The sequence below is a fragment of the Chitinimonas naiadis genome, from assembly GCF_054780835.1.
Genome location: NZ_BAAGVO010000004.1, coordinates 1,781,190 through 1,792,287, shown reverse-complemented (window position 1 = coordinate 1,792,287; position 11,098 = coordinate 1,781,190). Strand labels below are relative to the sequence as shown.

The following is an 11,098-nucleotide window of genomic DNA, read 5'->3' as shown; positions in this document are numbered from 1 at the left end:
CATGTGCCGGATGGGGCATGCCCTATCCGGTACCCGAACTGATTGAGGGATGAACATGAAACGATTGCAGCAAACCCTGATCGGCCTGCTGGCCGGTCTCATGCTGAGCCTGACGGCTCAGGCCAGCGTGGTCTACAACGTCAAGGTCAATACCAGCAGCCTGGCCGGTACCCAGGGTTATCTGGACCTGGGCCTGATCGGCCTGGCGGATTCCCCGCTGGCACAGGCCGCCATCACCGGCCTCTCCGGCGGTACTGCGTTGGGGAACGACACACTTGATGGCGACAGCAGTGTCATTGCCGGTGGTTGGGCGCTGGGCAATACCACGGGCTTCAATGCGATCCTGAGCGCCTGGGAGTTCGGCCAGGAACTGGCTTTCCAGCTGGTGTTTTCCGGTGACTGGGAGGGCAATGGTGTTGGCAGCGGTACGACCTTTGCATTCAAGCTCTGGGATTCGGCCATCGGCAATACCTTGCTGAGTGACGACGCGCAGGGCGACCTGTTCCGTATCGATCTCTGGCCGGGGGCGCTCGTTGACATCAGTACCTTCGGAACCGACGGCACGCCCGCCGCGACGATCCAGCAGGTGACGGCCGTGCCTGAGCCGACCAGCATCGCCCTGCTGCTGGCGGGCCTGCTGGCGATCAGCCTGTTGCGTGCAGCCCGGCAGCGCAAGCAGGATTGAGGCGGGAAGGTTGGACTTGCAAGCAGGCCCGGCAGGGCCTGTTTGCAGGGTGGTGCTGCCCGCATGATGGTGTGGGCAGGCTTTGCGCCAGATCAAAACGTCGAGAGGGCTGGTGGCCCATAGTCTGCGTTGTTTGAGCAGGTGTTGCCGATCAGACAGATGGCAGAAGATTTTTCATCTAGCTAGGGTGACTTTTGTGTTTTAATCATTCCAACAGGCGGTTCAAGTTGCCAGCGTGTCTACAGGATACGCACTATTGAACTTTGATCGCCCAGCCCAATCTACAGGCTATTAAGCTGTGTAGCTGGCGCCGAATACATACCTAGACCGGTGCGCCACAATTCACATCTTCCGCTTATTCTGTGTTTTTCAGTTCGTATTCAGCTAATCTGACAGAAGCTAAGCAAAACTGTATTTCCCACTACCGCGCCGCTGCGGTTAAAAAAGCGAGTATGAGAACAACCAATACCAGTCGTACCCAGAGTCACGAAGCAATTGCAGCCCGTGCTGCCCTGGAAGCTTTATTCGGCAATGGCGATGCACCACAGGCCACGACATCCGTACCTGATGGCGCAGCACTTGTTGCCCGCAAAGCTGCTGAATCCAAGTCTGTCGCATCGCGCATCGATTTTCTGAAGCGCAAGCGTGAAGCCATGAACGAGATACTGCGCGAAGCAGCAGCTCGTGGCCTGACGGAAGACGACTTGAAATCAATCTAGGCCCCGGTGCCGGTCCAGCATTCAGGCTGGATACCTCCCGATTTGACCTGCTATCAGGTCTGCCCTTGCATTCGTGTACGCCATAAGCGGGCATTGCCACGCTCGCCGTTATTTGACTATTGCTTATGGACTATGCCGTTTAGGCAGTTATGTCCTTGCCCGACTGTTTTATCCCGTCGGGGATTAATCATGTGCAAATAACGTACCCACAACCCTCATGACTTTATGGTCAATGGGTGGGTCATGGCTTTCCCTATCGTTTCCGTACAGCTATATCTGCTGAGTGTTTACTCAGTCGGGCGGGGGGCGTGCATGGATCTGCTGATCAATATCGATGTCGATGACCTCGAGAAGGCCATTGCCTTCTATCAGGCTGTGTTCGATCTACGCCCCGCGCGTCGTTTTGGCGGCGGCGGGGTGGAGATGCTGGGCGCTTCGTCTCCCATCTACCTGCTATGCAAGCCAGCCGGCTCACCTGCCGCCAGGGGCTTGGCGCAGCAGCGCAGCTATGCCCGGCACTGGACGCCGCTGCACCTGGACTTTGTCGTGGCGGATATTGGCACGGCTGTGCAGCGCGCTGTTGCGGCAGGTGCACTGGCCGAAGGGGAAATCGAGACCCACGACTGGGGCCATATCGCGCATTTAGCAGATCCGTTCGGGCATGGCATTTGCCTCATCGAATTTCGTGGTCGTGGCTATGACGAGATTGCCGATCCGGCTTGAAAAGGCCCGGTCTGGTCCGTTCAGCGGAGATGGCAGCATGTACGTCGGCTAAGTGTTAAGAAGCAAAAAGGGAGCACGCTGTACTGAAAGCGAGGAGGTACCCTGAATGCGCAAACGGCTCTATTACCTGCTACCCGACCTGAGCAGTGCCAGGCGGACCATGAACGATCTTCTCCTGGCGCGAATCGACGAGCGCCATGTCCATTTTGTTGCCCGGGACGGTACCGACCTGACCGGCCTGCATGAAGCCAACCTGCTGCAGACTTCCGATATCGTGCACGGCGCTCAATCGGGTCTCGTGATTGGCGGTGTTTCCGGTCTGGCGGCCAGCCTGGTTGCGACCTTTGCCGTCATGTCGGGCTCGGGCCTGCCCTTGGGCGCCGTGGTGCTGGGTAGTACCCTGGCCAGCGCCCTGATCGGCGCCTGGGCGTCCAGCATGGTGGCCTGCTCCATACCCAATAGTCGGCTCAAGCAGTTCCAGTCAGCCATCGAGGCAGGGCAGTTGCTGCTGATGGTGGATGTGCCGCGCTGGCGCGTGGAGGAGGTTGAGAAGCTGATCCAGCGCCTCGACCCCGAGGCACATCTGGAGGGTGTCGAACCTACCATCCCCGCCTTTCCTTGAGGTGGGTCAAGGCGAAGCTGGCCGGCCATACCGGCCGTTTTCGTCTGTCGCCTGATCCCTGAGCAATATCCCGGCCGGTTCGCCTGATGCGGGCGGATGTCTGCTGCCGATGGCGGCTACGTGTGCCTGGTTGCACCGGACTTGCGAATTGGCAAGTCACGACCCCGTCTACCTGGATACGATGGGCGCGGGATGCCACAACCGTACGGGTGGGCATGTCGCACTTTTGCGGCAAACCGTCTTGTGGCAACCTAGCCAGGCTCGTTAAGGTGAACAGGTCTTGTACAGTCCTGCGCTCATCGGTCTGCCCATCCAGTTTCTTTCCGGTCTTGTCTGCAGCGGAGTGTTCCATGTCGGTATTCCAGAAACTCAGTTTGCAACTCAAGTTGCAGGCCGCCTTTGTCCTTGTCTCGCTGCTGACCATCGGCATTTTCACCATCCAGGCGGTCAAGACCGCCGAAGAGGATGCACTGGAGACCGTCGATGCCCAGCTGACCAGCGCCGCCCGTGCCTATGTATTGCTGCTCGGACAGAACTACCACGACAAGCTGCCGCCACGGGAAAGTGTGGACCTTGCCCAGAAGCGGCAAGAGGCCATTAAGCTCACGCGAGCTGCAGCGTTTCTGAAAGTCCAGTATCTGTACAGCTTCGTGGTGCGAGATGGCAAGGTGTTCTATGTCCAGGCCTCCTTGTCCGATGAGCAGGAGAAAGATGCGACCTTCGAGCTCTACCTGAAGCCCAGCGACGTGCCGGAAACCGATCCGCATGTGCTGGAGGCCATCAAGAGCGGCAAGCCCCTGTTCGACGAGAGCGACAATCCGCAGTATGGGCACCTGCGCACCATCATCATGCCGGTGCAGACCAGTAGTGGCGAAACCTATGTCGCCTGCGCCGATGTCAACGCCGATGTTGTCGCCGCCGAGGTCAAGAGTGCGGTCTGGACTGCGCTGTTGACGGGCATCGTGCTGTTGGGGGGCTCCCTGGTGGTGTCGCTGCTGCTGGGTAAGCTGATCGCCCGGCCGCTGCAACAACTGCGGGACATGATGCAGGCACTGACTACCGGCAGCGGCGACCTAACCGTCAAGCTGGAAGTGCGCTCGCAGGACGAGATCGGCCAGATTGCCACCTATTTCAATACCTTCATGGGCCAATTGCGCGAGATGTTCCTCAAGGTGCGGGAGGAGACCGTCAAGCTGACCGGTGGTGTGAAGCAGATCAGCAATATGGCGGAGCAGCTGTCGCAGGATGCACGTAGCCAATCGGACATGGCGAGCGCCACTGCCGCGACGATCGAGCAGATCACCGTCAGCGTGGACCATATCGCCAGCAATACCCAGGATGCCGATCAGAACGCGCAGGAGACGGGTCACCTGTCGGACGTCAGCGCCAATGCAGTGACCGATGTAGCACATCAGATCGAGCGTGCCGCGAGTTCGGTCGGTGAGCTGTCCGGTGTCATGGCTGCGCTGGACCAGCGTGCCATCCAGATCAGCACCATCGTCAATGTGATCAAGGAGATCGCTGATCAGACCAATCTGCTGGCGCTGAATGCGGCGATCGAAGCCGCCCGCGCCGGCGAGCAGGGACGAGGCTTTGCTGTCGTGGCGGACGAGGTACGCAAGCTGGCGGAGCGTACCGGCAGTGCCACCGTCGAGATCGAGCAGATGATAGGCGGCATGCGTACGCAGTCGAGCCAGGCCATGACCAGCATGGATGCGACGCACGACGTAGTGCAGAACAGTGTCGGCATGGCGCAGGCAGCGGCCGAGCAGATACGCGGCATCCGGCTGCGCATGGGCGAGGTGGTCAGCCGCGTGAGGGAAATTGCCGGCTCGGCACGCGAGCAATCTTCTGCGACGACCCTGATGGCACAGTCCGCTGAACGCATCAGTGTCATGGCACAGGATGGCGACCGCTCCATCCAGGTTGCCAAGGGGGTGATCGACGACCTGAATGCGCTGGCAGGTGAACTGCGGGAAATGATAGGGCGATTCAAGCTCTAGGCGATGTCCGGCGCTGGTGGCTCCATGGTGGCCCCGCGCCGGTCGACGCAGCAGGATGTTGCTGCACGCACAGCCTGGTGCTTCGGTGGGTCTAGTCCCGGGTGGCGGTGATCGCCTGGCGATAGGCGTCGCTCTGCTTCGTAATGGATAGTTCGGTCCAGAACTGTTCCATGGCGGCCGTATTCTGGGCATAGAACGACTTGCCAACGGCAAGGTAGGAGAGGCTCTCGCCCAGTGGTTCCGGCAGGGCTTCAAGGGTACCGGCGAACTCCGGCATGGCCAGCAAGCGGTTGGCGTCGCCCAGATACACGGCCATCAGTTCCGCACGGCCGGCCAGTATCTTGCGGGCATTCTGTTCATTGGTGGTTGCACCACTTTCACCTGCTACGGCCAGTTGCTTGAGCCGGGCGGCGATATCGGCGTAGCCATGCGGGTAGAGCACCGGACCTTGCAGGCCGACGATCTGCCGGCCGTTCCAGTAAGCCAGGCTACCGGTTTTACGTAGCAGTACATAGGGGGCGGAGACCACGGCCCGGGCGGTATCGATAGCGGGTCCTCGGCGCGGAAAGCTGAAGTTGGCCAGCGCATAGTCGGTGGTCGCCACGGCGAGCATGCCATCCTGCCTGCCGGTCTCCACATCGGTCTGGCAACGTCGCCAGGGCAGGGCGGTCAGTATCACCTTGTGGCCGAGGCGGCTGGCTGTCATGCGTACCAGGGTCTGAAGGGTACCGTCGCGATTGGGGTAGGTATAGGGTGCCCATTCATTGCTATCCACGCAGATTTTCAGCTCATTGGCCCAGAGCGGGCTCGCCAGTAGGCAGGGCAGCATCAGCAAGGTGTATCGCATGGGGTATCGGACCTGGCATGGGTAGGGCGGGTGGTGCTTCAGCATAGTCGAGCCCCGGACGGCGCGTTGCTGCAAGCAGACGCCCCTAGCGCCGCTAGCGATGCGCGAGGATGTGGCGCGTGAACAGACTGGCCAGTTGGTGGCAGTCGCCTGGCCAGCGCGCGGAAAAGTATTGGCCGTCGACCACGGCAAAGCCGGGTGACAGCTCGTCCGCGGTATCCCTGAGCGGCAATAGCGGACCGGCCGAGAAGTCATCGGCCTGGGCGAGCGCGGCTTTGACTTCGGCCTCCACGGTCTGCGGATAGGTGCGGTAGTAGTCGCCCAACCAGGGCTTGGTGATCAGCCAGGCACTCAATTCCATGCTGGCGGTCAGCGCCGTGGTCTTGCGGCCATGCAATACCGATCTGCCGGTGGTCGGGTCCATGGTCCTTGCGGGCAGCAGCACGCCATGGCAGACCGCGGCAACTGGTTTGTCGGTGCGGAAAAAACCCAGGCAGATGGCCTGGGCCACGGGAGACTCCAGCAGCGAGCGCACGCCGGCTGCATGACCGCCGGGGATGAATAAGCCCTCATAGTGGGTGGTGTCCACCTGGACATAGGGCTGGGGTGCCAGGAAGGCCGGTGTCGTGCTCATTGCGTGGTAGAGAGCAAGGTCTGCCGCCCGTGTCATCAGAAAGGGGTTCAGCACCCCGAAGCCCTCGCTCACAAGCCGTGCGTCGGCGTAGCCGGGCTCGCCTGCGGGTGTCGCAAACTGGACATCGATACCCGCCGTAGTCAGCGCGTGCCATAGCACGGCGCTCTCGGTCGGATCATGGTCTATGGCGGGTAGCAGGCAAAGTAGGGTCATCGCAGCAGCTTAGCGTCGGCCGGCATGGCCGGCGCGTTTACATGCCTGGATTTGGTGATTTTTACGCATGGCGCAACAGCATGATCTGGTCGATAGTGGATTCAATACCGGCCGATTCGTGGAATACACCATGCTACTTACCCGCGTCGCCCTGTTTGATGAGCTGCTCGCCCGGCATGCGCCGGACATGGGGCAGGATTACACCGCCTATCGCAACCACTGCTACCGGGTGATGAATTTCTGCGCAGCGCTGGCGCGCAGCGAACCTGATCTGATTGAGAAGCTGGCGATCACGGCAGCCTTCCACGACCTGGGTATCTGGACTGACCATACCTTTGACTACCTGCCACCGTCAGAACGGCTGGCGCAATCCTACCTCGCTCAGGCAGGACAGACCTTCTGGGAGCTGGAAATCACCGCCATGATCCATGAGCACCACAAGCTCACCCGTTATCAGGGCGGCCCGTCGGGCCTGGTCGAGGCTTTCCGGCAGGCGGACTGGGTGGACGTTTCGCACGGCCTGCTGCGTTTCGGCTTGCCAGGCAGCCTGCTGCGTGAGGTATTCGCCGTCTTCCCCAATGCGGGCTTTCACAGGCGGCTGTTACAACTGTCCTGTCGCCGCCTGTTGAGCCACCCATTGAGTCCCTTGCCGATGTTCCGGCTATAAAACTAAAGATAACTTGAAGCTGGCCTAGCGTACTGTCGTGGCATCCTGCCCGAACAGCAGCTTGCGGGATTCCTCATCCACAGTGGGGGCGAGGTTGATCTTGTCGGCAACGGCATAGGCACGTTGGGTGGCTGGGCGGTTGGCGATCCGCTCGAACCAGGCCTTGAGATGCGGAAAGTCATCGAGGTTTTGCTGCTGGCGCGTGTGCGGCACGATCCAGGGATAGCTGGCGATGTCCGCGATGGAATAGTCATCACCGCAGATATAGGTCCGTCCATCGGCCAGGTGCTTGTTCAGCACGCCATACAGTCGCGCGGTTTCGCGCACATAGCGGTCGATGGCATAGGGCAGTGGCTCTGGTGCGTACTGCACGAAATGGTGATTCTGGCCCGCCATGGGGCCAAGTCCGCCGACTTGCCAGAACAACCACTGCAGGGCCAGGTTGCGGCCCCGCACGTCCTTTGGAATGAGGTGCCCGGTCTTGTCGGCCAGATACGTCAGGATGGCGCCGGACTCGAACACCGGGATCGCCTCGCCACCGTCGGTGGGGGCGCGGTCCAGGATGGCGGGGATTCGGTTATTGGGCGACAGACGCAGGAACTCGGGCTTGAACTGGTCGCCCTTGCCGATATTTACCGGGATGACCTGATAGGGCAGGCCTGTCTCTTCCAGAAACATCGTGATCTTGTGGCCGTTCGGCGTGGTCCAGTAGTGCAGGTCTATCATGCTGTCTTCCTTGGCGTCGGTTGGGGTCTGGCCTTGTCTGCTAAGGGCGGGATACGGCTGCTGCGTTCCCGGCACTGCCTCCCTTTAAGCTTGGGGCCATCTACCGGTTTGCAAGCGGGGCAGCCTGGATACGGTCGGTGACCCGATCAGATAAAAAAGCAGGGCGCGGACTCATCCGGACCGTGCCCACGAATCAACGTGAGAGACCATGCAAGCGCGAGCAATCTCAATGAATATGAACGGTAAGGCGTGCAGGCTGGCGAGGTCGATGGCATGACTGCGCTGACGCTCCGACCCATCACTCGCGACAATTTCGAAGCGGTAACCGATCTGCAACTATTGGATCACCAGCGGCAGTACCTCGCGAGCAATGCATTTTCCATTGCGGAGGCGAGCTTCCATCCGTATTGCCACACCCGTGCCATCTACCAGCACGAAGCGCTGGTGGGTTTTCTGATGTACGTCTCGCCGCATGAGGAAGGGGACGCAGGTGAGTATGCAATCTGGCGCTTCATGATCGATGCGCGTCATCAGGGCAAGGGCTATGGCCGGCAGGCCATGCAAGGCGTGCTGGCGGAAATTTGCAGTAAAGCGGATGCGCAGCGGATATCGATCTCCTACTCGCCCACCAACCCGGTGGCGAAGGATTTCTACGCCAGCTTCGGTTTTGTCGAGTCAGGTCTTGATGAGGATGGCGAGATGCTTGCCCACATCGATCTGGCATAGCCGGGAAGGGCTGGCGACTCAGGCCACCAGGTGGACAGGGCCGGTGTCATCGCGATGGCGCTCGTAGTACAGCAGGTCGTACCAGCCGCCGTCCAGCAACATGGCGCGCGTGGCCCGGCCAAACTGCTGGAAGCCATTACGTTCCAGCACCCGCATGGACCCTCTGTTCTCTGGCCGCGCCGTCGCTTCGATCCGGTGCAAGTCCAACTCCCCGAACGCGCGATCGAGCAACAGGGCCAGCGCCTGCCCCGCTATGCCCTGGCCGGCGAACGATTCGCCGACCCGATAACCCAGCGTGGCTTTGTTGTAGTAAGGACGCGTGACCTGGGTGAGGTTGATCCGGCCGACGATAGCATCCTGCTGCCTGATCAGGAACTGGTAGGCCACATCAGCGGCGCTCTCACGCTCCGCCGCCTGGATCGCATCGCGGACGGCGTCGAGGCTGTAGTAGCTGGCAGGGCGGGCGTTGATCCAACTTTCGAAGTAGGCGCGATTGGCCAGCTCGAAGGCGAGGAGCGGTGCTGCGTCGGCAAGTGTGGGGGTACTTAGGGTAATGGAAGTCGACATGGTCCAGGGTCATGCGGTTGTTCGGAGCGTGCCTGTCATGGCAGACGCCACCGTATAGTCCAAGGAGGGCGGGCCATCATAATGGGACGCATCATCGCGGCTCAAGGGTTGCTGCGTATTCTTGCGCTCGTGGAGCGAGTTGCATATCGCGCTATGCTAGCCTCCCGCTATCGATGCGCAGTCTTTACCAGGGAGTAACGCTATGTCACGAGACGCCGCCTTCACCGAAGCGACTGCCGCGCTAGGCTATAGCTTCGATGGCGAGATCAGGGTCGGTGGCCATTATGTGCCGTTGCTGCGCGATGGCAATCAGGTCTACATCAGTGGTCAGGTACCAAGGGTGGGGGAGACGGTGGTCGTCACCGGTCGGGTCGGAGACGAGGTGAGCCTGGAGCAGGCACAGGTGGCTGCCCGTATCTGCGTTGCGCGGGCGCTCGCCCTGTTGCAGCGCTCCCTCGGTTCGCTGGATTTGATCCGGGCAATCCCGCGCATCAATGTCTATGTCCAGTCTGCTGCCGGCTTCACGCAGCAGAGTGAGGTGGCCGACGCTGCCTCCGACCTGCTCCGCGCCGTGCTCGGTGCGGCAGGCATCCACACCCGAACCTCAGTCGGTGTCTATCAGTTGCCCAAGAATGCATCGGTCGAACTCGACCTGATCGCCACGGTGGAGTAACCAGGCCATGACCGTACGTATCGTCCGGCTTGGCACGGCGCGTGCCACCGATGAAGGTACCCGCATAGGTACCGTGCGCCGTCCTCCGCGCGGCGTACCCAAGGCGGAATTTGCCTCACAAAACTGGTACGACGTCTGGTATCCCAATCTGGCACCGAGCGCCGAGACCATGAAGCTGGGGCAGGCGGCCACCACACCGCAGCTCTGGGCGGCTTTCGCTAAACAGTACAAGGCCGAGATGGCCCAGCCGGAGGTGAGCCGTACGTTGGATTTGCTGGCGGTGCTATCCAGGCACAGCAACTTCTCCGTGGGCTGCTATTGCGAGGATGAGGCCCATTGCCACCGCTCCCTGTTGCGGGATTTGTTGCAGGAGCGCGGGGCGCTGGTGGCGACGGCCACGAGCTAGATCTGCCGGCAGGCCGGGCACGTGCCTGGCTAGCAGTTCGGACGCCTTGTCCGACAGACGGCACGACCTGTGCAACCCAGTGCCAACGGGACTCCTTATCTGATACCGCCTGGATGTGATGTCAGAAAAACTTGACATCACATCTGCCTCCGTTCATGCTGGATTATGTCAATAAATTTTGACATGTAGTCATGTATACCAGACATGCAAAGAGGAGGTCGCGATGAGTCTCTCGTTCCAGGAAAAGAGTCTGTGGCTGATGCTGGTCAGCCTGCTGGGGGTTTTCGGTTTCTACTTCTGGTCGGTACTGCCGGGCGGCTCGGCCGATGTGATGCCGCAGCAAGTGGTGCTGTTCGTGCTGGCGATCGTGGTATTGGTCGTCATGCAGGTGGCAGGCCATGTCCTGATCGCCATCGTGGATCGGCGTACCCGTACCGATGAGCGCGACCAGCTGATTGCCCTGAAAGGCTCGCGCAATGCCGCCTATGTACTGGCCACCGGCGTGTTCCTTGCGCTATGTGCCGCCTTGCTGAGCAAGGGCAATTTTCTGTTTACCCATGTGCTGCTGGCGTCCTGGGTGATCGCGCAACTGGTGGAGATTGCCTCGCAGCTGTTCATGTACCGGCGCGGGGTGTGAGCCATGGGCAAGAGCGAGGGCTGCATCAGCAATACGATCCGCGCGCTGCGCTTCCATCAGGGCGAGATGACCCAGCAGGAACTGGCGGATCGGATAGGCGTTACCCGGCAGACGGTGAACGCGATCGAAGGCAACAAGTACTCGCCCTCGCTGGAGGTCGCGTTCCGCATCGCACGTGTGTTTGCGGTGCCGTTGGAGCGCGTGTTCCAGTATGGCGAAGACTGACCCGTCGCCGGGGCATCGCCTGTGG

The 11,098-nt window shown here is 60.7% G+C and carries 15 protein-coding genes; 11 read left to right on the top strand and 4 right to left on the bottom strand.

The window, feature by feature from the left end:
- Window positions 1–49: 49 nt before the first annotated feature.
- The 5 genes from ACYVHK_RS14700 to ACYVHK_RS14680 all read left to right on the top strand — a co-directional run bounded on the left by ACYVHK_RS14700 (window position 50) and on the right by ACYVHK_RS14680 (window position 4,752).
- Entirely contained in the window at window positions 50–685 is a 636-nt protein-coding gene (locus ACYVHK_RS14700) for an NF038129 family PEP-CTERM protein (protein WP_460533509.1), read from the top strand.
- A 362-nt stretch (window positions 686–1,047) separates the two neighbouring features.
- Window positions 1,048–1,404, top strand: a complete 357-nt coding sequence (locus ACYVHK_RS14695; RefSeq protein WP_460533506.1) for a hypothetical protein — start codon at window positions 1,048–1,050, stop codon at window positions 1,402–1,404.
- Between the two features lie 312 nt (window positions 1,405–1,716).
- Window positions 1,717–2,127: a VOC family protein gene (locus tag ACYVHK_RS14690; RefSeq protein WP_460533503.1), complete on the top strand. Its 411-nt coding sequence runs from the start codon at window positions 1,717–1,719 to the stop codon at window positions 2,125–2,127.
- A gap of 106 nt (window positions 2,128–2,233) precedes the next feature.
- Window positions 2,234–2,749, top strand: coding sequence for a DUF1269 domain-containing protein (locus ACYVHK_RS14685; protein WP_460533500.1), 516 nt, complete (start codon window positions 2,234–2,236; stop codon window positions 2,747–2,749).
- A gap of 350 nt (window positions 2,750–3,099) precedes the next feature.
- On the top strand, window positions 3,100–4,752 hold the full coding sequence (locus ACYVHK_RS14680) for a methyl-accepting chemotaxis protein (protein WP_460533497.1): 1,653 nt from the start codon (window positions 3,100–3,102) through the stop codon (window positions 4,750–4,752).
- A gap of 91 nt (window positions 4,753–4,843) precedes the next feature.
- On the opposite strand, the gene ACYVHK_RS14675 is transcribed toward ACYVHK_RS14680, so the two are convergent.
- On the bottom strand, window positions 4,844–5,599 hold the full coding sequence (locus tag ACYVHK_RS14675) for a substrate-binding periplasmic protein (protein WP_460533494.1): 756 nt from the start codon (window positions 5,597–5,599) through the stop codon (window positions 4,844–4,846).
- A 94-nt stretch (window positions 5,600–5,693) separates the two neighbouring features.
- Entirely contained in the window at window positions 5,694–6,446 is a 753-nt protein-coding gene (locus ACYVHK_RS14670) for a type 1 glutamine amidotransferase family protein (protein ID WP_460533491.1), read from the bottom strand.
- A 67-nt stretch (window positions 6,447–6,513) separates the two neighbouring features.
- On the opposite strand from ACYVHK_RS14670, the gene ACYVHK_RS14665 reads away from it, so the two are divergent.
- The gene (locus ACYVHK_RS14665; protein WP_460533488.1) at window positions 6,514–7,113 is read left to right on the top strand and encodes an HD domain-containing protein; all 600 of its coding nucleotides are present in this window, start codon (window positions 6,514–6,516) and stop codon (window positions 7,111–7,113) included.
- Window positions 7,114–7,137: 24 nt separating this feature from the next.
- On the opposite strand, the gene ACYVHK_RS14660 is transcribed toward ACYVHK_RS14665, so the two are convergent.
- Window positions 7,138–7,839, bottom strand: coding sequence for a glutathione binding-like protein (locus ACYVHK_RS14660; RefSeq protein WP_460533485.1), 702 nt, complete (start codon window positions 7,837–7,839; stop codon window positions 7,138–7,140).
- 273 nt (window positions 7,840–8,112) lie between these two features.
- Here ACYVHK_RS14660 and ACYVHK_RS14655 point away from each other — a divergent pair, with 273 nt between their 5' ends.
- Entirely contained in the window at window positions 8,113–8,565 is a 453-nt protein-coding gene (locus ACYVHK_RS14655; protein WP_460533482.1) for a GNAT family N-acetyltransferase, read from the top strand.
- Between the two features lie 18 nt (window positions 8,566–8,583).
- Here ACYVHK_RS14655 and ACYVHK_RS14650 read toward each other — a convergent pair whose 3' ends face one another.
- Window positions 8,584–9,132 carry a GNAT family N-acetyltransferase gene (locus ACYVHK_RS14650; protein ID WP_460533479.1) on the bottom strand — a complete coding sequence of 183 codons (549 nt, stop codon included), beginning with the start codon at window positions 9,130–9,132 and terminating at the stop codon, window positions 8,584–8,586.
- 202 nt (window positions 9,133–9,334) lie between these two features.
- Between ACYVHK_RS14650 and ACYVHK_RS14645 the strand changes: the two genes are divergently transcribed.
- From ACYVHK_RS14645 to ACYVHK_RS14630, 4 genes are all read left to right on the top strand, one after another.
- The gene (locus ACYVHK_RS14645) at window positions 9,335–9,805 is read left to right on the top strand and encodes a RidA family protein (RefSeq protein WP_460533476.1); all 471 of its coding nucleotides are present in this window, start codon (window positions 9,335–9,337) and stop codon (window positions 9,803–9,805) included.
- 7 nt (window positions 9,806–9,812) lie between these two features.
- On the top strand, window positions 9,813–10,211 hold the full coding sequence (locus ACYVHK_RS14640; RefSeq protein ID WP_460533473.1) for a DUF488 domain-containing protein: 399 nt from the start codon (window positions 9,813–9,815) through the stop codon (window positions 10,209–10,211).
- A 223-nt stretch (window positions 10,212–10,434) separates the two neighbouring features.
- Window positions 10,435–10,848, top strand: coding sequence for a hypothetical protein (locus ACYVHK_RS14635; RefSeq protein ID WP_460533470.1), 414 nt, complete (start codon window positions 10,435–10,437; stop codon window positions 10,846–10,848).
- Window positions 10,849–10,851: 3 nt separating this feature from the next.
- Window positions 10,852–11,073, top strand: coding sequence for a helix-turn-helix transcriptional regulator (locus tag ACYVHK_RS14630; RefSeq protein ID WP_460533467.1), 222 nt, complete (start codon window positions 10,852–10,854; stop codon window positions 11,071–11,073).
- Window positions 11,074–11,098 lie beyond the last annotated feature (25 nt).